Genomic DNA, 26,168 nt, shown 5'->3' on the forward strand with positions numbered 1-26,168 from the left:
CAGTCAAGCAGCAAAGCCGCTGTCGACCCAAACCGGTCATCAGCTAGCGCTGTGCAGATGCCATGAACCCAGCGGCCAGCAGGATCATTCCGCCCGCCGTTCCGTCAATCAACCTGCGCTTCTTGTCATTGAGGTGGCCACCGCCGAGACGGGACAAGGTAAGGCTCAGGATCGAGTAAACGACCGCACACCAGAACATGAACGCGAGAGACAGGCTTATGGCTTGTAAGGTCACGTTGCCCGCCTGATGGTCCATGAACTGGGGAGGATGGCGACGTAGATCATCATACCCTTTGGGTTCAGGAGCGCCGTCAGGAAGCCCTTGGAAAGCTGGTTCTCGACCTTCCGCCCGGATACGGCGATGTCCTGAGACTGCATGGCTGATCTGATGAGCTTGTAGGCGAGGAAGAGCAGATAGGCGATACCGATCCATCTGATCGCCTCGAACAGGACGGGAGAGGCCGCGACGACGGCGGCAAGTCCAAGGGCGACCAAAAGGGAATGAACGCCATAGCCCAGCACCACGCCGAGCGTTGAGCGAAGCCCTGCTCGCGATCCCCCGGACACAGCCTGGGACGCGATGAAGAGCATGTCGGGGCCAGGCGTGCAGATCAGTGGCAGAACCGTGGCGGAAAAGAGTAGGAGCAGATGTGCGTTCATATCGATGTTGTATCTGGATGCGAGCGCAATCGGGTTGCTAATGTTGCTTGCAGAGTGAATATATTGGCATTTGCTGCCAACGGAAGACAAATTTGTATGTTTCAAAAGCTCGATGAGATCGACAGGCGCATCCTGAAGGCTCTTCAACGTGACGGCAGGATGCAAAACATCGATCTGGCTAAGGAGGTCGGCTTGTCGCCTTCCCCTTGCCTTCGGCGGGTGAAGGTCTTGGAGGAGGCGGGGGTCATCAAGCGATACGTCGCGGTTGTCGACCAGGCAAAGGTCGGCCTTCCCCTGTCGATGTTCTCGCGGGTCTGGCTGACGGCGCAGGATGCCGAGACGATTGACCTCTTCATCGCTGCGATGCGACGCCTACCGGAGGTGGTTGAATGCTACATCATGCTGGGGGAGAGTGACGCGCTGCTGCGCGTTGTCGTCGCCGATCTCGATGACTACCGGCGCTTTCAGTCCACGCACCTGACGCGCAAGAACGGTATTCAGTCGGTGAAGACAGACGTGCCGAGCGAGGTCATCAAGCAGACTTTTGCACTTCCGGTTTGAACGCGGAGCAAGCCCATGTCCGGTGTTGGCGCACTCCTGCCAAAACCGTGCTCGCACGAACGGGCCGAAGTGAGGTCACTCGGCCCTATCAAGGTCAAACCCGACGAGGCGAAGCGATGTTGATCACGCCGCCATTGTCTCTACTTGGGGCTGCTGAGCGTGCATCCAATCGGCAGCCTGCTGCGCCTTGCTCGCAGCGGTGAAGATGGCCTTGGGATCGTCCTTCAGGACCTTGAGCCATGTGGCAACATAGGCGGCGTGGTCGGGGCGCGGATGATGGGCGATCCCCAAGTCAGCCAGGACAAGCCCGCTGAGAATTTCCACGCAGCATTCTTCGGCGGCGTAGGCGGCCGAACCGAAGCGCCCGGAAAGATCACGGTCGAGTCTGTGTTTTGCACCACTGGCATGGCCGGTCTCATGCAGCCAGACGCCGTAGAATGACGCGGCATCGCGAAACGAGGTGAAGGGCGGCATGAACACCGTGTCGGCCGAGGGCCGGTAATAGGCTTCCGACCCGCCGAATTCGGTCTCAACGCCCAAGTTTGCGATGAATGCTTCAGCGTGGGCGAGGCGTTCGGCCTCGGGCAGTACAGGAGTCGCTGGGCGCTCGTAGCCGTCGACCTGAGCGACGTTGAAGACGGAGAACGCACGGGCGAACATCCTCCGATGCCCGTCATCATCGTCTTGGTTCTCGGCCTGCCTGGAAGACCGGATCTCGCTCCACAGGACGACCGTGGTGGAGCGTTCGCCTTCACGCACCTGCGCGCTAGCATCCTGCCATTGCTTGTAGGTGCCCCAGAGACCATCGCCATATCCGGCGGCGAAACCTGCGGCCCAGAGCGCCAGCGTGTTTATGCCGCGATAGCGCTTGCCGGATGAGATGTTGGTCGGACGCGCGATGCTGGTGCCGTTGTGGAACCAGGGCGCACGCCATTCGCCGGCACCTTGCTCGATCGCGGCGATGATCTCGGCCGTGACGCGAGAATAGACGTCAGCGCGCTGGACGGATGCTGATGTGCTGGGCATTGGGGAATCTCCGCGGCCGGCGGCGCGAGCCTCTCTCGCCCCCTCAACCGACCGCCCGACTCCGGCCTTCCTCTTCCTCTCCTGCCGCCCGTTCGGGCGGCTGTTCTTCATGTTTTGTCTTGTCATGATTGTTGCTCCTTCTCCGCCCGGGGCCTGTCCCGGCGTCGGAGCAGCGGATTGCGATGTCTCAGGCGCGGCCGTGCACTCGCAGAGCCGAAGCGCAAGCGGAGGACGGCGTCAGCCGTTGCGCGGATGCGTCGGGCATCGCGCGCTCCGAGCTCGCCGGGCGGGCCCCCGGCGCAGGAGCCCACCCGGCTCCGTTCAGGAGCCAGGTGCGGATCGGGCTTCGTCTATGCCGGCCAGGACCGCGTTCGCCCGCTCAAGATCCTGCTGAAGGATGCTTCGCTGAAGCGTGGACAGCCGCTTCTCCTTCAGCAGGTCTGCGGCTTCCTGTGCGGACCGGACCCATGCTGGCCGGTGCCTTGAGGTAATACAGGCATTTGGACAGTGGGTTGGCTGGCAGAGTGCGGTCAGCGGCCCTTTGAAACCGGTGGCCTGCTTCAGACAGACGGCCGTGCCGGGATCGAAGAAGCAATCCGCCAGCACGCCGACATGAAGGGTCCGCGCGGAGGCTCGCGAACATGGTGCGCAGTCGGGCGCGATCAAGCGATCATGGCCGGAAGCGGCCCGAGATCATCCGAAACGCTGTCGAGCGTCTTTGCGATCCGTGCCGCCGCAGGCCCCGACAGCCTTGCTCCGGCCTGCCGCTCGTCGAAATAGATCAACAGGTCATCGAGCTGGCCAAGGCTACGCTGGTTCTCGACTTCGGCCCGAAAGCCGGATCGGCTCGAGCCGGCATAACCTTCGAACGCCGCGACGGAAGCATGCTTGTACTGGATCATACCGGCAATGGTGCCGAAAGGACGATTGGCGATGTGCCATGCGATCGTGCGCCTAAACTGGCGCGTCGTGATCCGCCAAGGCTGATCACCAGGCCCATTCGGGACCGCCGGCGTGTCCGGGGTGGCGAAAAGATCGTTTGAGGTGGTCGCGGAAGCGGTTGAGTTGGCGGACGATCTCGGCGGACAGGTGGTCCTTGCAAACAGGCCTTGCGATCAGAACGGGCCAGAGCGTCGTGAGGCCGCGGGCGGAGGCGGCCGGAAAAGACAGGCGTTCAAGAACCTCGACAGCTCTGGCGACAGGTTCGATGGTAACCCACTCGGCAGGCTCGCCCCGGGCAGACTTGCCCTTATAGGCGACGGATCGAACGCAGTGGCGCATGATCATGCCATCTTTGCTTCGCGCCACGGAAAGACAGCCGCGCCGCATCGCCTGGACTTCGCAATCTCGCATGCCGGTCAGATAGGCACAAAGGATATACGCTGCTGATTGCAGCATGCGCTCTTCCGTCGCCAAGGTCCTGGCGTCGAAACGAGACCGCCAGGGCTTGCCGGTCTCTGGAAGAATGGAGACGGGCGTATTCATGCCGCCAGTCTCGACACGAGCTCGAGCACCGCAGCTCTGATCTGGCGTGGAGCGCCGTTCGTGAGTTGAATGTGCATCTTCGGCTCGGCCAGCGTGTCGATACCGATGTGCAGGTGAAGCAGGTGGCGTTGACGGGTGGCGACAGCTCTCCTGTCTCGGGATGCCGGAGAAATATACCGTTATGGGCAGTGCCCCAGACCGGCACTCCGCGACCTTCACTGCGCAACCGACCGAAGTAGTCCTCAAGCCGCTTACGCTGCTGCGCCGCCGGTCTTTACGTTCGAGAACGCTGTCCTGCTCGATGAGTGAGGCGCAGTGGGCTTCGAGGTTGTCCAACTCCTCGCGGGCTGCGAAGATATCGGCGGCGAACTTGGTGACATACCGGATCGACCAGGCGAGCAACGGTGAGATGATTGTCTCGGGAATGCGCGGCGTCCGGTTCTCCCGGACTTGACGATAGCCCGCGACACGCGCTGGTGATCTTCCGGTCCAAGGTTGAAACCTCAGTCCTCCGGAGGGCAGATGGTCGCGATAGAAGAAGAGATCGGCAGGTACTTCCAATAATTGCGCGACAATGACGGGCCGGCGGGCACGATCGGCACTGAGATGGCGGGCATAGCGGTCCAGAAGTGGCTGATCGACCCGGTGAAGATCGACAACACCGAGTTCATCACGCACGAAATCGAAGAAGCGCCGCGCTCGGTTGAACGCCTGCCGGACACTGCCGGGAGGAAGGATCCTGCGATGGCCAGGCAGATCGACGTTCAGCCGGGCATAGAGGAGTTCGCGCAACGCCTCGCGGACGCCCGTATCCTCAACCGAACCGAAATGCACGGTGACGTGACAGCGACGGGCGCTCTCGCGAAACACGGCCGGGCCGAGATCCCAGCTCGGATCACAGTAGCGCGACAGAGCGTCTCGATCAAAACCAGGCTTCAGCGGAGCGGTCGCGAGAACCGGGCGCTCGTAATGCCGGGAGGAAGCGGCTGGCGATAGTCCCGTCATTGGCGGGCCTCTGGCGGGAGATAGAGGGGATACACTTCCGCCTCGCGACGGGCTGCGGCAACCACACTATCAGGGAATCCTGGCAGAACCTGCCCGGCAATGCGAGCATGGGCACGTCCAAACTTCATGGCCCAGTCCGCCGCGGAGAGACCCGCCCGCTGCTCCTCGATAAACCGTAGGAACGCAATGATCGCCGGCAGCTTGCGCGCGGTGATGACAGCGTTACGGCATTCGAGACAGCCCCAGAACGGTTGTGGGCAAGGCTCGCCTGGGGTTCCGAACGGGCTGCGGTCAAACCTGGAGCATGCCGCCAGCCAAACGTCCTGCTCGCCACTGAGGATGCCGTCTATGTTCTCGCTCGCTTCGGGCCTCGCATCGGATTGCCGCCAGGAAGCTTCCTCCGTAGGCGCCAGAACGACCGGACCTGAAGCGGCCGCGACCTCTGAGAATGCCTCGGTAATGGTGGCTTCGTGTAGCTGTCGCAGCGAGGGGATATCCGCGTAGTGGCGAGCGGCGATCTCCGGCGTGTGGCCGATGGCGAAGCGGGTCATATGACCCTCAGTCTTCAGATACCAGAGCGCCTTGTGGGTCTTGCGCAACCTGGAAAGAAGGAGACGAAGAGGTTCACCTTTGTCATCGACGATCCCATGGCCTGCGGACCATCGGTCGACGAGCTCCTGTGGATGCTCGATACCCGCCCGGAGCTGCGTTGGCCCGGTATAGTAGTAAAGCCAAAGGCAATTGCTCGGGACAAACTGCCTGGTGAAGGCCGTGGCCTCGATCAACTTGCGGATCAAACCGCCCGGTGTTCCAGCCCCTCCATCGCGGACGCGAATGTGTTTGTGCTCGGCGCCGCGGGCCCGGCGCTTGACATAGGCAATCTCGACGGTGCCAGGTCCAGGGTTCTGGAGGCAATCGACCGTCAATGCCTTGCAGCACTCGATCTCGAGGCCAGTCTCCAATGACAGGAAGGTCAGTAGAGGCGGAATATCCATTGCGCGCAGATGGAAACGGGCGTGCAGATCCTCGGAAAGTGCCGATACCGGAAGACTACGACGCAGCCTCATGAAATAGAGCTTTTTGAAGGAGGGGTCTGCGCTGCTGAGCCTGCCGGACGCGACGATCCGGGCATTGGCCTCGTCGGTCAGTCTGCGAAGCTTGGGATAGTTGTCGTCTTCATCAAGCAGGTTGCCGATCCGCCGGAATATCTTGGCGATGTCGCCACGGGCAGCATCGCGAAGCTGCCGTGCAACGAGTGGGCTATAGGCATCACGTGGTCTGGATCGTCCGGCCGAGTGTGCGCTGGTGTAGCTCAGCCGACGACGAACACCTTCATCCAGAAGACCTGGCTGGTCGGCGTCGATCGAGCGCAAGGCAAGTATAGCTTTGGCAAGAACAACATGTCGGTGGATCGGAGACATCCCGCCAGCCTCGAGGAAATCTTCATACCCATTAATATCATGAATACGCAGACCGGCTGGCGTGGTTGCCGTGGAGTGCTCGCGCAGGTATTCGAAAAACCGAAGGTACGCCGAGAGATGCTGCTTAATCGTGCTGCGCGCGCCGAGCGGACCGCCGAGCTCGGACTGCCGGCGTAGAGCTCCTGCAAACGCGAGGGCGATGGGTCTCGGATGCTCGCCGACAAGATCAACTTCGACGGTCCCGCCATAGCGCGCCTCGATGTTGAAGCGCAGACCCAGCACCGGATTGCTGGCGTGTGGAGGAACAACGCCATCGGCTGGCTCAAAGCGAACCGCAGTTCCCTTGCGTGGGCGCCCCCTCATAGCATGGCCTCCGAGGGGAGCAGTCCCAGGAGTTCTTCAACAGCCGCATCGACGGTATCGGCGCGCGTCGCGATGTGGTCCAAGTAAATATATGTTGTCGTCAGGCTGGCATGGCCCAGAAGCCGTTGCACCTGCTGGAGAGGATCGCCAAGAACTTGCCGATATCCCTCCATCGCCCCGGCAGGCAAGGCAGCATCGCGGAGGCGGTGCTGAATGAGCATCGCCAGCATGTGAACGGCGAAGGTGTGACGGAGCTGGTGCGGGCTGATGCTGATATCGAAACCGAAGGATCTGCACCGGCTGGAGGCACGCGCGAAAGCGACTTCCCATGAGTTCGGCTGCACCGGCAAGCCGATCTCCGAAAGCCATAATATCGCCGGTTCGCTCGGTGTGCCCTCGCTGTCGCAAATAATGATCCGACCGCGTTCCTCCGGGTTGAGCAGGTCGAGTACGATATCGCCGCCATCAAGCAACCGCAGCCGGGCAGCATCCCGATCCCGATGAACGAAGATCGGTCGGTCGACCGACCGCCATGCAGAGCGTTGCTGGAACTTCGTAACGGCACGAGCACGTTCGACATCGACATAGGCGCGCACCTGCTCGAGCAGTCGAGCGGGAACAAGAATCTGGCGGCCGCGATCACCCTTGGTTTGGGCATCTGGCAAATCCAGCCAGACCTGACGGCCGGCACGGTGATCGGCGAAGACGAGATCGGAGGTGAAGAGAGACGACGCTTCTTCAAGGCGAAGCCCTGCAGTCACCAGGAGATCCGAGAACAGCGCATTGCGGATACCGTTGCGATCTCGGGCGCCAGGGCGTGCGTGGCCGTCAGGCAAAAGCGTTTTTAGGCCAACATCCCGAAACCGTCGGTAGTCATCGAGCGTGACGAAACTGACGTCCGCTCGACGCGCGGCAGGTTCATAGGCATCGTTCCGCGCTACCACCTGCGACCGGCGCCCACCGTACCCCTGCCTCCAGACCGAGCGATGCGTGAAGGGTACGTCCGCAATCAGTCCTTCCTGCACCCCCCAGCGATATAGCCGATCGAGACAGGCAACGGCGCGATTCCAGGACGCAGCGGAAATGCGTTGACCCGCGTCGGCGCGGCGTCGGACGCGATGATAGGCAAGGACATCATACCGGTCAGCCTGCCATATCGTCTTGGCGCAGGCTTCCGATAGAAAGCGAGCCCAGACGAGAACGTCATAGCCATAGGCACGGAGAGAATGGCGGGAGCGAACGCCGTTGAGAGGGAGGTCGCGCAAAAAGCGATCCAGATCAGGATCGTATAGTGCCCCGTCGCGGAGGATCATCGGGACATGCGCGTCCAGACCCTCCGCTGATCTGAGCTCCAGAATAGTAATGCTTGAAGCTGTGATTACACTGTCCACAAGTCGTTCAACCTTCCCCCAGACCCCCATCCGGGGAGCCCAGCATCAACGAAGGAGTTCAACTTGCCCGGCACTCTCCAGGCCGGCCTCCGCCAGCTATTTGGGAGCGCTGCGTCCGGCCTGGAAAGCGCCTCCGTCAGCGTGTGCATCAACCTCGGTAAGAAGCCGCCAGTCGGTGCAGACTGTCAAGATAAGGCAATGAGTTCTTCTCGGGCGCGATCCGTCCGGTACTTCGCATAGCGCGAAAGATCTCGTCCGACGCGATGTTCCGCCGCCGTCCAGTGGGTCACCTCATGACTAAGGACAGCCGCATATCCGGCTGCATCGCAAAACGTCTCAAACGGCGGCATCTGGATGTAATCCATGATCGGCGAATAATAGGCCTGGTTGCCTCCGTGCCGGATCGCGGCGCCGGTGTTGCGGAAGAAGAGATCGGCGCGCTCTATTCGCTCGACAGGATCCCGCACCTTGGCCGGCGGAGCATGATAGGTGTCGGGCAAACCCTCGATCTGCTCTATATTGAACACAGAATATGCCTTGAGGAACGGTATCTCTCGATCGACATCATTGCCGTTTCCGTCGGCCACCGACTTTGTGAACCGGCTGGCGAAGACGACTGTCGAGCCGGTTTCGCCCTTTCGCACGGCCCCGCCCAGCTCGAGGGCCTGTTTGAAGGTCATCCACATCGAGGAGGAGAAGCCGCGCGATACCTGCTCCGACCACAGGAGCAGCACGTTCATGCCGGAATAGGGGAGGCCATTGTGGCGCACCGGCCGTGTAATGCGACTATGCGTGTTGGCGGCGCTCCATGGTTTCATCCAGGGACGCACGCCTGATTCCAGTTCCTCGACGATCCGATCTGTGATCCGCGTGTAGATGTCGATACGCTCAGATCCCGCTTTCTTCGTCATGACTTCTTTTCCTTTTCTCAGGACCGCGCCTATCGTGGTCCGTCACGGAGGTCCGAAGTCAGGAGCCGATGGTGCGGCCATGCACCGGAACGGCCGCAACAGCGTGGAGGACGGCAAAGCCGTTGCTTGGGTGCCCGGCTCCTGCAGGACCGCCGAGCGGGACGGGCCGCGATAGGCGCGTCTTCAGCCTTTCTTCTCAACATGGAAAAAGGCCGGCGCCCACGAGCGCCAGCCAAGGAACAAGAAGGAAGGGGCGGGGTGCGACCCCGCCGTTCGTGTTATCCGAAAGCGGCCAACTGAGCTTCGGCTGCTTTGCGGTCGAGCGATGCGCCTGGATTTTCGACCGGCCGGTCGAAGGGCTTCCAGGTCTCGCCGACGACCTGTTCATAGGCCACCACCGCGCCTTCGGCTGCCATGCGCAGCGCGTGCGATTGGACACCCATGTCGGCCGCGAACTCCCGCTTGCGCTGGGCGGCGCTGTCATAGCCGACCGGACCATCGAGATCCTCGTCGCGGGCATCGTTGGACGCCTTGGCCGTTGCGTCGCGCGCCTCGGTGACGGCGCGGGAGTAGAATTGCCCGGCGCCATGCGCGGATCCGACAAAGGCCCCGACGATGCGCTGGAGGTGGATCTGCATCGCCTTCTCGCCGAGGCCTTCGGACAGGCTTTCGGCGGTCTCGACGATCAGCCGCTCGTGAAGGCTGCGGATGCCATCGCTGTCGACGACTGCCGTGCCGAAGCTTGTCGCGATCTTGGACGCCTGGGTGGCGTCGGGGCAGGAGAGGCGGACCATTTCGAGGGTGGTGCTGCGGCGAGATTGCGAGACCCGTGCGTTGGAGCGATTGGGGGTAGCGGGCTTGGCCATGTCTGTTCCTTCCTTGGCTTCCGAAGCGGTTCCGGCCCGTGCCGGTCTGCCCTTCGATGCGGACGACCAGAACCGGCAAGGGACGGGTGGCTTCACAGGTCCGATCCGGCTGAGCCAGCAGGGCAGGGTTGCGGGCCAGCAGGTCTTGACCTGAGCAGACCGCGAGCCTGCCCTCGCGCAGAGAGGCTGGATCGGCCGCCCCGCGGCGCGACAGCGGCCTTGAAACGACCGGCCGCCGGTTCAGACCGCAGCGAACAAGAAGGGCAGTCCGGCACGGTTCCGATATCAATCCCAAGGCAAGCGACAGACATGGCCAAGCCCCTGACGATGACATCGAAGCCGGGTAGGATATCGCCAGGTCCTTTCGCCTCGGGTCCTCCTATATCGCCGGATGCAGCACAGGCTCGCGGTCGCGATGCCGGAACGCCCCGATGACCTGCTCCTGCATCGCCAGCCTGCAGGCGATCGTGTCGCGTTCGACCCAGCGCTCGAAGGCAAGGCGGTCAACGAGCTCCCGATGGTAGAGACGGGGACTGGAACGGCGCCGCGCGCGGCTCCGGACCTTCACTGTGGTCGCCTGTCTTCCGGCGCGCGCCGCAATCTGGCGAGTCAGACAATCGAGATGCCGCTGGGTCTCGCACTGGGCGCCGATTGCTTTCGCCAGCGGCCTCAAGAGGCGGATGTCGATCATGACCCATCCCCCCGGCTTCGCCAGCCAATGAGGGAGGAGGGGCCATGATATTCAGCGTGACGAGCGAGATCGATGACGAAGCCGAACCGCCCCCGCACCGCATATTCGTCGCTTGCCACCAGAAAGCGGCGTTCTTCACCACCGCGGATATGGCCTCCGCCGATCTTCGCCACGACCTCCGTCATGCCGGGGTGCTGATCGGACAAGATTGCCGACATAACGATGTAGTCCGCCGCATAGCGTTGATCGAACACACGGCGATCCTTGGCCCAGCTCTCACCCTCGGCGAGCGAGCGGCCATGGATTTTCTCCCAAGCTTCGGGCCAGGTATTGCGGAAGATCTTTTCTGCCATTGACCGCTCGTAAGCGGTGAAGAGGTCCGGGAAACTGATCGCGACGATCGCCCATTCGCAGTCCTCTTCATACCAAGGCGTGTCCTTGCGCAGCAATGGATGGACGTAGGCATTTCGGTCAGCCGAGAGATGGAAGCCGCCATGCCCTGATGTCAGGTGGGCGACGACGCCCTCTGCGTAGACAACTGCCATCTGCGATCCGCCCCATGGTGTGCTGGCCGACATGCGGGTTTGCACGCGGTTCAGTTTGGCCAGATCGCGTTTGTGACCAGCGGTCTCGGCGACGCGAGCCCGGAACTCGGCCTCATCGGCGACCCGGCCGTCATGCCCGATGAAATCTGCCCGCGTCAGATCTGCGAGTGGCCGACGGATCGCACCGGCGCTTGCAACAAACGCAAACCCGCTGGGTGATGTGATCATGCCAAGGACCAGGTCACCGATGCGGGCCATTGGCAGGCCGTCCGCGCTGGTGGCAAACTCCACCCCCGAAAGATCGGGGGTGGATGCTGCCATGTTGGAATTGAGGGCGGCAGTCATGCTGCGGCCCTCTGATCGAAGTCCTCGTCAAGCTCAGCGTCATCGGGGCGGTCTGCCCCCTGCATGCCTTCCCGTTCCATATCGTTGTCGATCTCCCCATCCTGGTCCTCAGCGGGATCCTCAGCGCGGCCGTCGTCGCGCGACCCGGCGCCGACGACATCTGTGGCAGAGCCTGCCCGGATCCAGTCGAGCAGTTCGTCAGCCGGCGGTGCGAAGCGGCCCGACGGATGGACAAAGTGCTTAGTTGCGAAATGCTCGACGAGCGCTGTACGCGTCTCGCGGACCTTCGGGCGCGGCTGGATCGATGCCTCAGCGCAAGAGGCTTCCAGTGCCTGGCGCGACAAGCACAAGAGGAAATCTTCCGAGCCCATGTTTGGCAGGAACGCGTCGGCGCCGATCGCCTCGCCGGCGATGCGCGCGACCATGCCGCTGTTCGACATGCCCCGCCGGCACGAGAGGACGTCGATCAGCACCGAGCGGGCGGCGACCCGAAGCGTGTCCTGATCGAAGGCGAGCTTGCCATGCTCGTCAAACAGTCCGACGGCATGACGCGAGAAGCGCTTGCCGCCGTAGAAGGTGCCATCTGCGCCGGAGTCGATGCGGACATTCTGGCCGGCGAACGCCAGGACCATCAGCGCCATCAGCATATCATCCTCGATCGGCGCGCGACCGAGCGCATCGTGCAGGGCATCAGTGCGGAAATCGCCGATCATGTCGTGGCCCTTCTGCGTGACGTCGGGCCGGGCTTTCGGCGTGGCGACTGCGTCGGTGTCATCGCCGCCAGTGACCGATCCGTCGCCAACAGCACCCTTCGGCTTCGCCGCCTCGGGCATGCGGTAATGCACCGTCTGGACCTTGCCGTCACGATCGAGGTAGAGCGCCGTATGGTCGGACTTGGACGGCTTGCCGTAAACTTGGGATCCCTTCTTCGGCAGTTCCGGCTGGCCCCAGCTGTTGACCTCGACGATCGCGCCGCGCTTCGGCAGGTTGCTGGTCATCCATTCGTGCTGGGCGCCAAGAAAACCTTCGACATTGGTGGTGTAGCGGCCGTCCTCGTCGGCCGGTGCGAAGAGATCCTCCACCCATTCGATGCCGTAGGCCCGAGCCAGATCGTCACCGAAGCTCGCGTCCCTGGCATACATGCGCTTTTTCGTCAGCGCATTGGCGATCTGCCACCATGGCGCCGTATCACCCTTCTTTGGCTTGTGCGCCTTCCAGACTTCTTTCTGATCGACTTGGCCGGCGGCCGCGATCACCCGTAGCTGCTGCTCGGACGGCATGTCGCCCAACGCCATCTGCTCCAGCATAGCTGGCAGGACATTGGCAAGCAGGCGCAGCTTGCGGATCTGGCGGACGGGAAGAGCGAGAGCGACGGCGATCGCTTCCTCTGTCCAGCCTAGTGCAACAAGGCGTTCAATACCTCGCCATTGGTCTACCGGATTGAGCGCTTCGCGAACGCTGTTCTCAACCATGGAACGCATCGCGCCATTGTCGTTGGCTGCATCAACGACGAGGATTTCGATTTCTTCGAGACCGGCCGCGATGGCGAGACGCACGCGACGATGCCCGGCGTCGATAATGTAGCCGTTTCCACCATCGGTTTCGGGTGCGACCACCGGCGGCTGGACGATGCCGACGGCCTTGATCGTCGCCAGCATCAGCGCATCGGCCTGCGGCGACGACTTAGACTGGCGCATCCGGTTGGGGTTTTCTTTCAGAGCGCGCGGGTCAACCTTGATGATCTGCATGGGATTTGTCCTTGTCTAGAGGGTTCCGGACCGGCGCCATGCCAGCCCTTCCTGTCTTCATTTTTCTCGAAGACACCTCCAGGACCGCCGAACGGCCGGACTGACGCAACTGCGACCGAGCATCCCTGCTGCGAAGGACGAGCGGGGCTGACAGCCCTGCGAAGAACGAGTGGCCGGGATGGCGCAGGCGGCGGTTGAGCGCACGCGTCGGCGGGAGGACCGATCGGCGACTGGTTCTCTCTCTCCTTCTTTTACTCGCTTCTATCGGAGCACCCGATCGCGCACGGGCAAGCGCGACGGCACGCTGGAACTTGCCAGCAAACTAAAACGCAAAAAGGGCGCTCAACCCGCGAGGGGAGCGCCCTTTTCAGATCCCGGACGACATCGAAAGCTCCGGCGAGCGCCGTGGGCACATGACCCAGTTATCCCTTGGTGAATGCCCAGGTGGGATAGAGCCCGAGGCAGGGAGACCGACCTGGGCTTCGGTTTCTCATGCAGCAATCTGGTCTGCATCGGCGACCGCGGAAGCGGCTAGTTCCACCTCGATGTCGCGAAGTTGCTTCCTCTTGGCGCCGAGTTCGTCGCCGAACTGGAAAGCGCTGCCGATGCGCGATTGATACGAACTCAACCGGCGCTCAGCCTCTTCGAGACGCCTGCGATATTGACGCCGCTCCTCCTCGAAGCCTTCAAGTCCATGCTCCAGCCGTGAGATGGCTCCGAGCGGCGTCACCGTGATCGCCAGATCGATCTCGTAATCGGCTCCGGTGCGTTGGAGCAGCGTCTCGAAGCGATAGCCGTCGCCCTTGCCGAAACGCTCACCTTTATAGACGAGATCGAAGCCGCCGATCGTGGCAAGATGCACCTCGCCCTCATGCTGAAGCTGCAGAAGCGTGAGGATTTCCTTCATCAGCGCCCGGCCGGCCTCCTTGCGCTCGGCATGTTCTTTACCGAGCACCGTGATGGTGAAGGCATCGCCGGTGGTCGACTGTAGCTGCGCGATGTCTTGGCCGATTTCGTCAATCCGCCGGGTCGAGACCTCGATTTCGCGCGCTGCATCTCGCATTTGCCGGCGTACGGCGTATTGATCGTCCTCGTGGGCAGCGCGCAGCCGCTCAAGCCGGGCAATGTCGGCCTCAAGCCCAGCCTTCTGCATCAGGCGCTCGTCACCGGAGGCAATGGCCTTGGCCATGGCGAACTGGTTGGCCGCCCCCTCGCCAACGTCTTCGAGCCGCCTGATCGAGGTGTCGCCAGACAGCGCCGCGGCAATGAACCGAGCCTTACGCTCATTGTTCTGCCACATGCTGGCATCCAACGAGCCTTCCGTTGCATAGGCGAAGATATCGACCTCATCGTGCTGGTTGCCCTGGCGGACGATCCGGCCTTCCCGTTGCTCGATCTGCGACGGCAGCCATGGCACATCGAGGTGATGGAGCGCCTTCAGCCGAAGCTGGGCGTTGACGCCCGTGCCCATAGTTTCCGACGAGCCGATCAGGAAACGAACCTTGCCGGCCCTGACGTCGCTGAACAGTCGCTGCTTGGCTTCGGTCTTCTTGTATTCCTGCATGAAGGCGATTTGCGAGGCGGGCACGCCGAGCCGGATCAGCTCGTCGCGAATGAACCGATAGGCCGAGAAGCCTCGGCTCTTTTCGACATTGATCGTGCCGAGATCGGAAAAGATCATCTGGGCAGCGCCCGGTAGCTCAAAATCCTTGCCATCGGGGCGTCGATAGATCGCCTCGCCGGTATCCTTCCAGATCCGGTGGGCATTGCGGACGAGCAGATTGAGCTTGTTGTTCTCCTCGTTGTCGGCCGCCGGCATGACGAAGCGCAAGTCGATCGCCGCATGGCGCCCATCAGTGATGACGGACAGCAGTATGTCGTCACCGGGCTTGGCGGGCCCCTCGCGCTGCTCGATCGCCTTGATCCTGCTGCCGAGGGTCTGCTGATAGGTCTTGAACATTGCCGTCGGCTTGGCAGTCATGATCTGCCGCCGGCCGGTCGAGATGTTAGGCACCTTAACATACTGCCGGAGATCCTCGGGCATCACCACATCGGCAAACGAGCGGAACATGGCGATCAGCTCCGGCACGTTGACAAAGGATGCGAAGCGGCTGACTGGCTTGTACTTGCCCGATGGCTGGATTTCGAGTTCGGTGGTCGTGTCGCCGAAGCACGATGCCCAGGCGTCAAACTCGTGCAAGCCGCGTTCGGCAAGGGCTGCATGACCAAGCAGGCGCTGGATCGAGAACATCTCGCCAAGCGTATTGGTGATCGGCGTTCCTGACGCCAGCACCAGAGCCCGGCCGGGGTTCTTCGTCTCGATATAGCGGGACTTCACATAGAGATCCCAGGCCCGCTGCGAGCCGTTCGGGTCGATGCCTTTCAGCGTCGACATATTGGTGGCGAAAGACAGTTTGCGGAATTCCTGCGCCTCGTCGACGACGATCTGGTCGACACCAATCTCCGAGATGGTCAGAAGATCATCCTTGCGGGTCGCCAGACCTTCGAGCCGCTCCTGAAGACCTTCCTTCAACCGCTCGAGACGCTTGCGCGAGACGCGGTCCTCGCTATCGACCTTGGCCATCAGGTCTTCGTAGAGCTGCAGCTCGTCCTGAATCATTTGGCTCTCGAAGGTGGAGGGCACCGCGATAAATCGGAAAGCCGAATGCGTGATGACGATCGCATCCCAGGTCGCGGTTGCCGCCCGAGAAAGTAAGCGGGCCCGCTTGTCCTTGGTGAAATTGGTTTCGTCGGCGACGAGGATGCGAGCATTCGGGTATAGCGCCAGGAATTCGCGAGCGGCCTGCGCCAGGCAATGGCCGGGCACAACCAGCATGGCCTTGGCGATCAGTCCAAGCCGGCGCTGCTCCATGATGGCCGCCGCCATTGTCATCGTCTTACCGGCGCCGACGGCATGGGCGAGATAGGTCGAGCCATCGGCAATGATCCGCCAGATACCGCGTTTCTGGTGCCCATAAAGAACAAAGGCGCCAGAGGCGCCAGGAAGTTTCAGGTGGGAGCCGTCGAATTTCCGCGGCGCGATATTGTTCAAGCGATCATTGTAATCACGGGCCAGCCGGTCGGTGCGATCTGGATCGGTCCAGACCCAGTCCTGAAAAGCCTGCTTGATCCTCTGCAGCTTGTCACGCGCGGCTTCGGTGTCAACGACATTGAGGACCCGGCGCTCGCCGTCGGCATCCTTGAACACGTCGAAGATCTGAGGGACCCGGCTATTCAGCGCGTCAGACAGCAGGTCGCCGGCGTGGCGGCGGCTCGTTCCCCATTCAGATGTGCCAGCGGCGCTGTAACCGAGCTGCCGTGCCTCCACCGTCCAGGACCCAAGCTCCGGCATGTGGTAGATGCGGATTTCTGCCATCATCTTCTCCCTGACGAAGGCGACGACATCGGCGGCCGGGATCCACGGTGCGCCGAGACGGGCTGTGATATCCGAGGGACGCAGATCGGCCGGCTGAACATCTAGAAGCGCGCGGACATTACGCTCATATGATGGGTCGAGCTCTGCGGCAGCCTGCGTAGCGGCGAGCTTTGTGCGGACGGCCCCTGAGAGATATCCGTCTGCCGTCTTCCACGATCCGTCGGCCGGATCACGGAAAATGGCCTCGCCCAGCTCATCGACCACATCAGCAGGATCGCTGTGCAGCAGCTCGGCGACATGGTCGATATCGACGTGGCCTCGTTCATTCAGCACGACGGCGAGCGCATCGGCAGGTGAGGTAATCGTCGGTGCGGCCGGCGGAGCAATCACCCGTTCGGAAAAAATCGGCCCCGGTTTCGCCGTGTCGGTCTCCAGATCATAGTCCTCGATCGAGGCGACCAGCCAGCAATCGGGATCGTCGCGGAACGGTGCGAGGTTCGGCTGGCGGTGGGTCTCCTTGACCTCACCCGTCTCGGCATCTTCCTGGATCGAGACTGTTGTGTGGTTGATCGGCCCGAAATCGCGCACGAAACTCGACCAGGCGATGCGCAATCGCACCTGGAGATCGCGCCAAGGCCGGTCGGTTTCCTGCGCCTTCAGGACCTCGCGCACTGCATCGCGGATCGGGATCAGCTTTGAGACGATCCGGACGTGCTTTTCCGGGACCCCATTGCCTGAGCGGCCCTTGCGGATCGTGACCGGCACGGCCGATCCGTCGAGCATCTGCATCAGGCCCTTCGACCGGTCGAGGAAGAAGCTGCCCTCGCGAACAGTCCCGCCCTTCGGCTGCAGATCGACGATCTCGCCGAGTTCCTCCTCCAGATCAATATCGATCGGTGTCGGCTCGCCGTCATAGAGATCGGCCGGCAGAAGTTCGATGGCAGTGGCAAGGGCGGCTTCGAGATCCTCTCCTTCGCATGGGCGGCAGGTGTAGGTCTCGCCGAACGGACCGGAGGTCAGGGCGTGTGTGCCAAGCACTAAGTCCGGATGCCGACCAAACCAGCGATTGACCCTGATGGCGCCTTCGTCGTCGGTGGCCGGCCTGATCTCATCGACATCGAGCCACGGCTGATTTCTCTCCGGCTCTCCCGGCTTCCGCTTGCGGAAAAACAGGATGTCGACGACGACATCCGTGCCGGCTTCGCGACGGAAGCTGCCCTCGGGCAGGCGGATAGCCGCAATCAGGTCGGCGGATTTCGCGATATGCTCGCGTGCCGTGGTATCGGCCTTGTCCATGGTGCCATGCGATGTGACGAAGGCGGCAAGCGCGCCGGGCTTCAGCAGGTCAATCGACCGGGCGATGAAATAGTCGTGCAAACGAAGGCCGAGCGATCGGTAGGCGCGGTCCGAGCGGACGGTGCGATCGGAGAAGGGCGGATTGCCGATGGCGAGGTCGTAGATCGGAGCCAAATCCGTGCGGGCAAAGTCGCCATTGATGATCCGCGCCTTTGGCTGAAGCAGGCGGGCGATACGAGCGGTGACCGGATCGAGCTCGATCCCGGTCACATAGGCGGCGTCGCGATATAGCTCTGGCATCAGGGCAGGGAACAGCCCCGTGCCGATGCCAGGTTCCAGCACCCGGCCGCCGCGCCAGCCCAATTTTTGGACCCCAGCCCAGATTGCTGCGATGATGAACTCTGGCGTGAAATGCGCATATTGGGTGCAGCGGGCAAGCGACGCGTAGTCGCTCTTGGAAACCGCGCTCTCGAGCGAAGAACCAATATCGTCCCAGCCCTGGCCGAAATCGACCTCGCCTGGCCGACGGAACATACCGTTGGCCAGTTCACTGGCGCCGAAGCCGGTGAAGCGGATCAACTGCGCCTGTTCCTTTGCCGTCGCCGGCCGCTCCTGCTTGGCAATGCCGTCGGCAATGAGGATCGCCGCGACATTGGCGCGGGCGCGATCCTTCCAGGCGGCGGCCAGCCCGCGGTCGCCGTCGAGATAGAAGTTTGCCCGAAGCCTCGCGCGCCTGGCAGGCGTTCCAGCGACGGGGAGGGCGGGCGCCGGTGCTGGCGGCAGGGGATCCGGATCGTCGTCATTGGCGGCATCAGGCGAGAACTCGCCGAACGCTGTCACGCCAAGCCCGAGGCCGAAGCCGGACGAAAGCACGCTCGAGCCGAACATGTCTGATGTAAATGGATCGTTGCTCATGGAAAAGCTCCTTTGGATTGAGGGCGTGCGCCTTCGCCCGGCCACCGAGAAGGCCGCTTTCGGCGCGAAATTTGCGAATGATGATCCGGCTCAGGCGGCCAGCGATGCGGGGAGGTGGCGCAAATGGACCGGCAGCTTTGCCGCGATCTCGTCGTCGGACAGGGTGTCGAGCAGTTTCAGAAACGTGCCTTCACTGCCACCGTAGAGCATCACCGTGCGGTGGCCTTGCATCGCCTTCGGCCAGTTGTCGCCGGCATAACCGCGATAGTCGTCGGTGGTTGTGCTCCAGATGTGCTCAAGCCGTTCTTCGCGGCTCATCGCCCGGACTGGTCGGGTTTCGCGATCAAGGATCGCAGAGCGCATCGCCTCCACAGAGTTCGGGTCCGAGAGGTCGCAGTAGGTGTGAAAGTAACGGACGGCTTCATCGATCCGGATCACATAAAACACCGAGGTCACCGAACCGGTCATGAACTCTCGCATCGCAAAGATCGGCCCGCGCATCCAGAGCGGCGGCAGAATGTCCAGCATATAGGAGTAGGAGGTTTCGTCGATCTCAAACCATTCGCCGGCGTAGACGGCAGACTGGTCACCATCAAAGCGGTCTGGGCGCATCGCGTGCCTGTCGAACATCCGAAACATGTCGGCGCGCCTGGCCACGCCGTGGAAGATTTTGCGGGGAAGGGCTATCGAGGTCATCAGCTTGATCCTTTCGGGGGTCTGGACCGAAGGCAGCACAAGTCGTTTCGACCTCGCCATTCTCTTCAGTCCTTCATGACCCCTTCCGCGCTGCCGGCCTCGTGTCCGGCCGGGTCAAGGGCCGGCGCATGCCGGGCGGAGCCTCCCTTGATGCGGCCGGCGCGCATGCGGCAGGCCTCGTTATCCCCTTCGGTCTTCCTTTCCCGTTTTTCCCGTTCCCTGTTTTGGAGAACCTCGTTCCAATCCTCCGCCGGCGGACGCAGCCGCTGCCAATCGCAGCCGGACGCCTCGGCGAGCGCCCGCAATCGTTCTGCATAGACATCCCCTTGGGAATTGGCATCCGTGGCCGCAACCAGTGTCAGTCCCGGCCGCACCGCAAGTTCGGCAAGCGCCGCATCTGTCGCCGGAGACCACCCACCGCCAGTGCTGAGATAGAGAGTTTGCTCGCGCGAGCCCTCGAGCGCTGCAAGGCTCATCGCGTCGATCGCGGCCTCGGTAACGCAGAGACGAGAAGCATCGCATGGTCCAAAACGGAAGAGAACCTTCGACCCCCCGCTGGCAAAGCCACGCCAGTCGGGACCGCGCTCCTCCCAGCCGACGACGCGACCCTCGCTATCGACATGGGCCGCCCACATACTGCCGAAGGGTCCTTCCCGCAGGACACCCTCCCGGATGGCCTGCCGGGCGATGGCAACCGGAATCCAGCGCCCCCAGCACAGATAGCGCCAGGCACCGGATCCGGGCGAAGGCGTGGGCCGGCTGCGCCAACGGTCGCAAATGTCTTTTACTGGCACTGAAGACCGCGAGGACCTCCATTCCGGCCGGGAGAGCTGATACCCGACAAGTAACGCGACCGCGTCCGTTGCGGACGGGAATGGAATTCCTTCCAGGAACATGGCAAGGCCGAAGACATCGCCTTTCTCGTCGCTGAGCGGATCGAACCAGCCGCGTCCGTCATGCGTGACAATGACGATGTTGCCGCCACGCCGATATTTGACGGCGCGTCGCGTGCTTTCCTTCAGATCGATTTCGTAACCGGCTCGTTCCAGCACGGCTTCGCAACTCACCTTGGCGCGCAGCGCCTCCAACTCTTCTCTCTTCATTGTTTTCCGATCACTTATCGATCGCCCTTCTTTTCCAATCCGCATACCTGCGGCCATCCTCGTTTCCGCCGCGAAGAATGGAGGGGGCAAGGGCGCGGCAATCAAGGTGCAGATTTGCACCGGCCGCGGCGAAGCTTCCCTTGCGGCCGACAGGTCGCCAGCGGCAGGGACATGCGGGTCTCAATGAGACCCGCGGGGGAAATATTCATGCTTATGCGGAGCTGCGCATAAGCATGAATATGAGCCGTTGTGACTTATGGTCACCTCAGGCTCGATCGCCCTGCTTTATAGGGCATCCCCGCTTTCCAACTGTACATAATCAGCTCTTTGAGCCTTCAATCCCCAGCGTCGGGCATCCGAATGAAGGCAACCTGCAGTCGCAACTCAGCGAAAAAGGAGAACGCGATTGCCGACCCCACTGCACCTCCGTCTTCGAACCGAAGACCCGGACAATATTCTTTCGCCGCTCGCTCGAATGGTCCATGACCAATGCGAGCGCCGAAATTTGGACGTTAGGCGCAAGCGCCAATATACCGCAGTCGTCCTTCACTTTGGCTATTGGCTATTCGAGCGTGGTGTCGCCACGGAAAGCTTCACCACTGAACATATTGAAAGCTTCCTGACGGATCACGCGAATGGTTGCTCCTGCTCATGCTTTTGGAAAATGCGCACGGAGGTGGAGGCTATGCGTCGAGCTTTGAACCTCGCCGTCAGAATGAGGGCACTTCGCGAGATCCCGCCGATGAACCTCGCGGCGATAGATCGTGAAGTCCTGGCGTTCGATAAAATGCTCGAAGAAGTTTGGGGCTTGTCCGCGGGTTCACGCCGTAAGCATCGCAATGTTGTTCCGAGGCTTCTGGTCGGATGTGTGAAAGATGGCCGTGTCGATATAGCCAACCTCAACCACTCGCACATTCGTCAGTTCGTGCTCGGCGAGCAGGGACGGAAACCAGCAACCATCCGCAGCTACTCTGTCTCGATCAGGTGCTATCTTCGATATCGAGCACTCTTAGGCGACGATGTCCGTCGGCTAGTAAAGGCCATACCAGCACCCGCAGTGAAAACGCCGGCCAGACTGCAAACGGGCTTCAGCCCGGCGGAGCTGGAGCGATTGCTGGAAGTCTCTGCAGAAATCGGCCGAACCCGGAAGAGAGTTCATGCCATTATCAGGTGCCTAGCAGACCTCGGGATGCGGTCGATCGAGATAACCAGCCTGACACTCGACGATATCGATTGGGAAAAAGGTATGATCCGGGTGCGCTCGACCAAGTCGCGCCGGTCCGATCCTATGCCGCTTCCATATGCTACAGGCGAAGCTATCGCCGACTATATCGTGCATGAAAGGCAAGCCACGCAACACAGGGAAGTCTTCGTCCGGCATGTTGCGCCCCTTGGAGAGCCGATCACTCCGCGCTCGGTACAGCGAGCAGTCTATGCGGTCTACGACCGATTGGGCTGGGATTGCACCCGTATCCATATCTTCCGCCATACGATTGCCAGTCGACTGGTCAACGATGCCGTGCCCCTGAAGCAGGTTGCGGACATCATGCGGCATAGGAGCGTGGTGACGACTGCGGGCTACGCCCGCGTCGATCAAAACAGGCTGGCGGCCGTAGCCCTGCCTTGGCCGGGAGCGAGCGCATGACCGGGTCAGCCACTATGCTATCTCGTGCCGAGGCCTACCTCGCACATCGCCGAAGCCTCGGCTTCAAGATGAAAACTCCGGCAAGGCAGATCACCTCCTTTGCACGATATGCCGACGACAGAGGACACGAAGGGGCGCTCTCGTCCGATATCGCGCTCCGCTGGGCGAAGACCGGAGCGACAATTGCCGACCCTTTCACCTGGGCAAAACGACTGGAGGTGTTGAGGCCATTCGCGGCCTTTCTCGCGGCAGAGGATCGTGAAACCACCTTCCCGGCGACCAATCCTTTTGGGCGGACGAAGCGTCGGCTTGCTCCACATATCTTCGCGAACGAGGAAATCGTGGCCGTTATCGCCGAAGCGCATCACATTCGCCGCGTTCAGGCTGCCGGGACGCTCATGATGCCTGCCCTGATCGGCCTGCTGGCCTCGACTGGGCTGCGTATATCCGAAGCGCTCGGCCTACAGATCCGAGATCTGGATCTCGAAGCTTCGCAGATCCTGGTGCGGGAAGCGAAATATGGCCGCCAGCGACTGGTCCCCCTCCATCCAACCGCTGTTGCCGCGCTCGAGACCTTCCTTGATCGACGAAACGCGTTATTCCCATCGAGACCGGCCGATCCAGTCTTCATGAGCGAGCTGTCCAGCAAGAAGCTGAGCTACATGAACGCTTGGCACGCCTGGTTCCGGATCACCCAGAGATTGGGAATCCGGCCGCGCGGTGGCCATTCCTTCGTGCGTATCCATGACCTTCGGCACACCTTCATATGCCGCCGGCTTATCCTCTGGCAGCAAAGCGGAACGGAGATCGATGCGGCGATGATGATGCTGTCTACCTATGTCGGCCATGCCAATCTGCGCGATACCTACTGGTATATCGAGGGCGTGCCCGAGCTTATGGCAATTGCCGGCCATCGTTTCGAAGGTGCAGCTATCGTTGGAGGCAACTTCGATGAGTGATACCACACCTTCCTTTCCGACCTTGCTGCAGCGCTTCTTCGTTGATCATCTGCGCCAGCAACGAGCGGTGAGCCCATGCACCGTCGCGGCATACCGCGACACGTTCAAACTCCTGCTGGCCTTCGCTGAGAAACGGATCGGGAAATCCCCGACGAACTTGACCTTGCCCGACCTCAATGCCGATCTGATCCTGGCCTTTCTGGATCACCTCGAGCGTGATCGGGCCAACAGCGTCAGGAGCCGAAATGCACGGCTGTCCGCAATCCGGGTCTTCCTCAAATATGCCGCGCATGAGGATCTGACTGCGCTGGCGGTGATCGAGCGCAGCCTCGCCGTCCCGCAGAAGCGGCATGACAAGGCAGTTCTCGGCTACCTGGCCCGCCCCGAGGTCGAGGCGATCATCAACGCGCCCGATCCCAAAACATGGGCCGGCAGGCGCGACCGGGCACTGTTTACATTCCTCTATAATACTGGCGCGCGTGTGTCCGAGGCTATCGACCTTCGGATTGGCAGTGTCATTCTGGAGACTGCACCGGTCGTGCACCTGCATGGGAAGGGGCGCAAGCGCCGGAGCGTGCCACTCTGGAATGAGACCGCACGAACGCTGAAGCGATGGATTCAGGATCTTCATGATTGTGGACCGGATGCCTACATCTTTCCCAACAGTTCGGGGACGCGCCTATCCCGTTCCAGTGTGAGGCAGCGCCTCGACCTCGCCGTCGGCGCTGCCGGCGGAGGTGTTCCATCGATCCTGGCAAAGGCGATATCGCCGCATACCTTCCGACACACCACGGCGATGCATCTGCTGCAGTCCGGCGTCGACCTGACCGTGATCGCGCTTTGGCTCGGACACGAGGACATCAGCACGACGCATATCTACATGGAGGCTGACCTTGCGATGAAGGAAGAAGCGCTCAGCCGGCTTCAGCCGGTCAGCCCGACAGGTGTTCGCTACCGGCCGCCCGACAAGTTGATGGCATTCCTCCAAGCGCTTTAAGCTCGTTGCTCCCGGCGTGACGCCCGGGAGCGCACCCCAGCCGGGAGGCTAGGCGCAGCACTTCGACGTCGTGCTAGCTGGCCCGCAGCAGGACGATTTGGCCTGCTCCTCCGCCAGCCAGCGATCCCGCGGCTTGCAGCTTGCTGGTCGAGCGACAAGAGACACCTCGAAGGTGCCGGCGACGAGCCGCGGTGCTGACGCGCAGTAGAGGGCCATCGGCCGCTCTCCGTCGCTGATCTCGAACGTGAGTTTTGCAGTCGGCTCAAGCTGCACATGGTCGGAGACTTTGCGGATGATCGCCGCGAACTTGCCGGCCGGCATATGCGTCCGGTCATCTTCGTCGATATCCCAGAGCTGCACGAAGATCTCTGCCCAGGCTTCCGGGTTGGCGCCGCAATCGAGCGCCGAAAAAATCCCGGCCTTGACTTCGGTGACGTGGTAGCCCGCACGTACGGTATTGCCGTCATAGCTGAACACCAGCGGCGCATCTGGAGCCACGGCGAGGACATCGAGGAGATGGGCGAGACTGATGTCTGTCGAAATTGTCTTGTCGATCGCGTTCATGTGCGTTATCCCTCTATCCAATAGTTCAAGGATTGTTGAAATATGGATGAACGTCAAGCTCTTTCGTCATTCGCGGCGCTGTCCCAGGAGACCCGCCTTGCGATCGTCCGTGCTCTGGTCATTGCGGGCCCGGAGGGATTGGCCGCAGGTGTGATCGCCGAACGCATGGGCGTCTCCGCGACGAACGTCTCCTTCCATTTGAAGGAACTGGAGCGGTCAGGATTGATCTCCCAGCGAAGGGAGTCCCGCTCAATCATCTACAACGCGAGTTACGACGCGCTTGCCGATCTCGTCAAATTCCTGATGGAGGACTGTTGCGCTGGTCATCAGGTGATCAGAGAGAGTGTCGAGCGTGGCGGCGACTGCTGTAGCCCAGCCGGCAAGGATGACGTCGTTGCGTAGTTCCACAATCCCTGCAGGCATTGTCTCGGCTCTCGGCCTGACGCAGATCATCGGTTACGGCACGCTCTACTACAGCTTCAGCATCCTCGCCCCCGGCATGGCGGAGGATCTCGGCTTATCGCTGGCAGAGGTATTCGGTGTGTTCTCCGTGTCCCTGTTTATCGGCGGTCTGTCGGCCACCTATATCGGCAAGCAGATGGACCGGATCGGTGCCGCGACGATCATGACGGCAGGGTCAGCGCTCGCGGCATTGACACTTGCCCTTTGCGCCTGGTCGCCCTCAGTCGCAATCTTCGCCATCGCCATCATCCTGCTCGAGGTGTCATCGGGAATGGTGCAGTATCAGGCTGCATTCGCAGCTCTGGTTGAAAGCGATCCCCGCAGCGCTTCCCGCAGCATTACCTATCTTACGCTGATTGGTGGATTTGCCTCGACAATCTTCTGGCCGATCTCGTCAGCACTTACGGGATATCTCTCGTGGCGGGAAATCTATCTCGTCTTTGCGGCGCTGAACCTCTTCCTTTGCATGCCGCTGCACTTCTGGATCCGGAGTCTCGGACAGAATGCTGGCGAAACGACCATCCGCACACGCGAAACGGTGATCGGCGCGATCGCACCTCATGCAAGGCGCCGCGCCATGGTCATCGTCTCGTTGGCCTTCGCGCTCCTCGGCTTTACGCTCGCAGCCATCCTTGCCCATATGGTGCCGATGCTCGGCTCGATCGGGTTGGGGGCAGCCGCCGTCGTTATCGGTTCACTGTTCGGTCCTGCGCAGGTTCTGAGCCGCCTGATCAACATGGTCTTCGGGAAGAACCTGTCGCCGCCGGGACTTGCCGTACTTGCCGCCGTGCTGATCGTCTTCGGCGTCCTGATCCTGCTGGTGACGGGGAACTGGCTGCCGGGTGCGGTCGCCTTCGCCATCTGCCTGGGGCTTGGCTCCGGAATCAACAGCATCGCGCAGGGGAGTTTGCCGCTCTATCTATTCGGATCGGACGGATATGGAGCGATCACAGGCAAGATGGCGGCGGCTCGACTGGCGCTCGGAGCCGGAGCACCTTTCGCGTTCGCGGCGGCCATGGAGAACCTGGGCCTGAGCTTGTCGCTCATTGGAAACGCGTGTCTCGGCGCGGTCAGCATAGCGGCATTCGTTGCGGTGGCAGTATCCTGTCGGCGACCAGCCACCGCAACTGTCTAGAA

Annotated in this window: 21 protein-coding genes and 1 pseudogene; 7 read left to right on the plus strand and 15 right to left on the minus strand. The window is 61.8% G+C overall.

Translation table 11 applies throughout. The annotated features are described in order from the left end of the window. A partial coding sequence (locus GA0004734_RS26605) for a hypothetical protein (protein ID WP_245292621.1) occupies positions 1–229 on the plus strand: 229 nt, incomplete at its 5' end. Between the two features lie 2 nt (positions 230–231). Here the strand turns inward: GA0004734_RS26605 and GA0004734_RS23760 are convergent. Next, complete coding sequence (locus tag GA0004734_RS23760) at positions 232–660, minus strand: LysE family translocator (protein WP_245292622.1); 429 nt, start codon at positions 658–660, stop codon at positions 232–234. 96 nt (positions 661–756) lie between these two features. Here GA0004734_RS23760 and GA0004734_RS23765 point away from each other — a divergent pair, with 96 nt between their 5' ends. Further along, a complete protein-coding gene (locus GA0004734_RS23765) occupies positions 757–1,221 on the plus strand; it encodes an Lrp/AsnC family transcriptional regulator (RefSeq protein WP_092938356.1) in 465 nt (154 codons plus the stop codon). A 123-nt stretch (positions 1,222–1,344) separates the two neighbouring features. Here GA0004734_RS23765 and GA0004734_RS23770 read toward each other — a convergent pair whose 3' ends face one another. The 13 genes and pseudogenes from GA0004734_RS23770 to GA0004734_RS23825 all read right to left on the minus strand — a co-directional run bounded on the left by GA0004734_RS23770 (position 1,345) and on the right by GA0004734_RS23825 (position 20,404). After that, entirely contained in the window at positions 1,345–2,247 is a 903-nt protein-coding gene (locus GA0004734_RS23770; protein WP_092938354.1) for an ArdC family protein, read from the minus strand. Positions 2,248–2,909: 662 nt separating this feature from the next. After that, the gene (locus GA0004734_RS26810; protein ID WP_348626121.1) at positions 2,910–3,149 is read right to left on the minus strand and encodes a hypothetical protein; all 240 of its coding nucleotides are present in this window, start codon (positions 3,147–3,149) and stop codon (positions 2,910–2,912) included. 85 nt (positions 3,150–3,234) lie between these two features. Then, positions 3,235–4,602 (minus strand): hypothetical protein, encoded by a 1,368-nt coding sequence (locus GA0004734_RS26815; RefSeq protein ID WP_348626122.1) that lies wholly within the window; start codon positions 4,600–4,602, stop codon positions 3,235–3,237. Between the two features lie 131 nt (positions 4,603–4,733). Beyond that, positions 4,734–6,521, minus strand: coding sequence for a hypothetical protein (locus GA0004734_RS23780; protein WP_092938350.1), 1,788 nt, complete (start codon positions 6,519–6,521; stop codon positions 4,734–4,736). Continuing rightward, entirely contained in the window at positions 6,518–7,942 is a 1,425-nt protein-coding gene (locus tag GA0004734_RS23785) for a tyrosine-type recombinase/integrase (RefSeq protein WP_092938348.1), read from the minus strand. Before GA0004734_RS23785 ends, GA0004734_RS23780 begins: the two co-directional genes overlap by 4 nt. Positions 7,943–8,109: 167 nt before the next feature. After that, positions 8,110–8,823 (minus strand): annotated as a pseudogene (locus GA0004734_RS23790) (ArdC-like ssDNA-binding domain-containing protein); the annotation flags it as partial. 278 nt (positions 8,824–9,101) lie between these two features. Further along, the gene (locus GA0004734_RS23795) at positions 9,102–9,689 is read right to left on the minus strand and encodes a hypothetical protein (protein WP_092938461.1); all 588 of its coding nucleotides are present in this window, start codon (positions 9,687–9,689) and stop codon (positions 9,102–9,104) included. A 379-nt stretch (positions 9,690–10,068) separates the two neighbouring features. Further along, positions 10,069–10,380, minus strand: coding sequence for a hypothetical protein (locus tag GA0004734_RS23800; protein ID WP_092938463.1), 312 nt, complete (start codon positions 10,378–10,380; stop codon positions 10,069–10,071). Next, complete coding sequence (locus tag GA0004734_RS23805) at positions 10,377–11,270, minus strand: DUF7007 domain-containing protein (RefSeq protein ID WP_092938465.1); 894 nt, start codon at positions 11,268–11,270, stop codon at positions 10,377–10,379. The genes GA0004734_RS23800 and GA0004734_RS23805 overlap by 4 nt, the downstream gene beginning before the upstream one ends. Beyond that, complete coding sequence (locus GA0004734_RS23810; protein WP_092938467.1) at positions 11,267–13,018, minus strand: ParB/RepB/Spo0J family partition protein; 1,752 nt, start codon at positions 13,016–13,018, stop codon at positions 11,267–11,269. The genes GA0004734_RS23805 and GA0004734_RS23810 overlap by 4 nt, the downstream gene beginning before the upstream one ends. A 490-nt stretch (positions 13,019–13,508) precedes the next feature. After that, the gene (locus tag GA0004734_RS23815) at positions 13,509–18,605 is read right to left on the minus strand and encodes a helicase-related protein (RefSeq protein WP_092938469.1); all 5,097 of its coding nucleotides are present in this window, start codon (positions 18,603–18,605) and stop codon (positions 13,509–13,511) included. A gap of 90 nt (positions 18,606–18,695) precedes the next feature. Continuing rightward, the gene (locus tag GA0004734_RS23820; protein WP_092938670.1) at positions 18,696–19,301 is read right to left on the minus strand and encodes a DUF1419 domain-containing protein; all 606 of its coding nucleotides are present in this window, start codon (positions 19,299–19,301) and stop codon (positions 18,696–18,698) included. Positions 19,302–19,366: 65 nt separating this feature from the next. Next, on the minus strand, positions 19,367–20,404 hold the full coding sequence (locus tag GA0004734_RS23825; RefSeq protein ID WP_139056335.1) for a DUF3991 and toprim domain-containing protein: 1,038 nt from the start codon (positions 20,402–20,404) through the stop codon (positions 19,367–19,369). 406 nt (positions 20,405–20,810) lie between these two features. Here GA0004734_RS23825 and GA0004734_RS23830 point away from each other — a divergent pair, with 406 nt between their 5' ends. The 3 genes from GA0004734_RS23830 to GA0004734_RS23840 all read left to right on the plus strand — a co-directional run bounded on the left by GA0004734_RS23830 (position 20,811) and on the right by GA0004734_RS23840 (position 24,005). After that, the gene (locus tag GA0004734_RS23830; protein WP_139056336.1) at positions 20,811–22,049 is read left to right on the plus strand and encodes a tyrosine-type recombinase/integrase; all 1,239 of its coding nucleotides are present in this window, start codon (positions 20,811–20,813) and stop codon (positions 22,047–22,049) included. A gap of 341 nt (positions 22,050–22,390) precedes the next feature. Beyond that, positions 22,391–23,008: a tyrosine-type recombinase/integrase gene (locus GA0004734_RS26205; RefSeq protein WP_175386668.1), complete on the plus strand. Its 618-nt coding sequence runs from the start codon at positions 22,391–22,393 to the stop codon at positions 23,006–23,008. Beyond that, a complete protein-coding gene (locus GA0004734_RS23840; RefSeq protein WP_245292623.1) occupies positions 22,953–24,005 on the plus strand; it encodes a site-specific integrase in 1,053 nt (350 codons plus the stop codon). The genes GA0004734_RS26205 and GA0004734_RS23840 overlap by 56 nt, the downstream gene beginning before the upstream one ends. Before the next feature lie 48 nt (positions 24,006–24,053). On the opposite strand, the gene GA0004734_RS23845 is transcribed toward GA0004734_RS23840, so the two are convergent. Next, positions 24,054–24,569: a DUF6428 family protein gene (locus tag GA0004734_RS23845; RefSeq protein WP_077105400.1), complete on the minus strand. Its 516-nt coding sequence runs from the start codon at positions 24,567–24,569 to the stop codon at positions 24,054–24,056. Between the two features lie 42 nt (positions 24,570–24,611). Between GA0004734_RS23845 and GA0004734_RS23850 the strand changes: the two genes are divergently transcribed. After that, on the plus strand, positions 24,612–24,971 hold the full coding sequence (locus GA0004734_RS23850; RefSeq protein ID WP_052821196.1) for an ArsR/SmtB family transcription factor: 360 nt from the start codon (positions 24,612–24,614) through the stop codon (positions 24,969–24,971). Next, positions 24,955–26,166, plus strand: coding sequence for an arsenite efflux MFS transporter ArsK (gene arsK, locus GA0004734_RS23855; RefSeq protein WP_077105401.1), 1,212 nt, complete (start codon positions 24,955–24,957; stop codon positions 26,164–26,166). Before GA0004734_RS23850 ends, arsK begins: the two co-directional genes overlap by 17 nt. Positions 26,167–26,168: the final 2 nt, after the last annotated feature.

The sequence above is a fragment of the Rhizobium sp. 9140 genome (assembly GCF_900067135.1).
Classification (GTDB): Bacteria; Pseudomonadota; Alphaproteobacteria; order Rhizobiales; family Rhizobiaceae; genus Ferranicluibacter.

Coding starts and splice junctions, on each gene's coding strand:
- GA0004734_RS23760 (WP_245292622.1), bottom strand. CDS start 660: ATGAACGCACATCTGCTCCTACTCTTTTCCGCCACGGTTCTGCCACTG.
- GA0004734_RS23765 (WP_092938356.1), top strand. CDS start 757: ATGTTTCAAAAGCTCGATGAGATCGACAGGCGCATCCTGAAGGCTCTT.
- GA0004734_RS23770 (WP_092938354.1), bottom strand. CDS start 2,247: ATGCCCAGCACATCAGCATCCGTCCAGCGCGCTGACGTCTATTCTCGC.
- GA0004734_RS26810 (WP_348626121.1), bottom strand. CDS start 3,149: ATGATCCAGTACAAGCATGCTTCCGTCGCGGCGTTCGAAGGTTATGCC.
- GA0004734_RS23780 (WP_092938350.1), bottom strand. CDS start 6,521: ATGAGGGGGCGCCCACGCAAGGGAACTGCGGTTCGCTTTGAGCCAGCC.
- GA0004734_RS23785 (WP_092938348.1), bottom strand. CDS start 7,942: ATGGGGGTCTGGGGGAAGGTTGAACGACTTGTGGACAGTGTAATCACA.
- GA0004734_RS23795 (WP_092938461.1), bottom strand. CDS start 9,689: ATGGCCAAGCCCGCTACCCCCAATCGCTCCAACGCACGGGTCTCGCAA.
- GA0004734_RS23800 (WP_092938463.1), bottom strand. CDS start 10,380: ATGATCGACATCCGCCTCTTGAGGCCGCTGGCGAAAGCAATCGGCGCC.
- GA0004734_RS23805 (WP_092938465.1), bottom strand. CDS start 11,270: ATGACTGCCGCCCTCAATTCCAACATGGCAGCATCCACCCCCGATCTT.
- GA0004734_RS23810 (WP_092938467.1), bottom strand. CDS start 13,018: ATGCAGATCATCAAGGTTGACCCGCGCGCTCTGAAAGAAAACCCCAAC.
- GA0004734_RS23815 (WP_092938469.1), bottom strand. CDS start 18,605: ATGAGCAACGATCCATTTACATCAGACATGTTCGGCTCGAGCGTGCTT.
- GA0004734_RS23820 (WP_092938670.1), bottom strand. CDS start 19,301: ATGACCTCGATAGCCCTTCCCCGCAAAATCTTCCACGGCGTGGCCAGG.
- GA0004734_RS23825 (WP_139056335.1), bottom strand. CDS start 20,404: ATGAAGAGAGAAGAGTTGGAGGCGCTGCGCGCCAAGGTGAGTTGCGAA.
- GA0004734_RS23845 (WP_077105400.1), bottom strand. CDS start 24,569: ATGAACGCGATCGACAAGACAATTTCGACAGACATCAGTCTCGCCCAT.
- GA0004734_RS23850 (WP_052821196.1), top strand. CDS start 24,612: ATGGATGAACGTCAAGCTCTTTCGTCATTCGCGGCGCTGTCCCAGGAG.
- arsK (WP_077105401.1), top strand. CDS start 24,955: ATGACGTCGTTGCGTAGTTCCACAATCCCTGCAGGCATTGTCTCGGCT.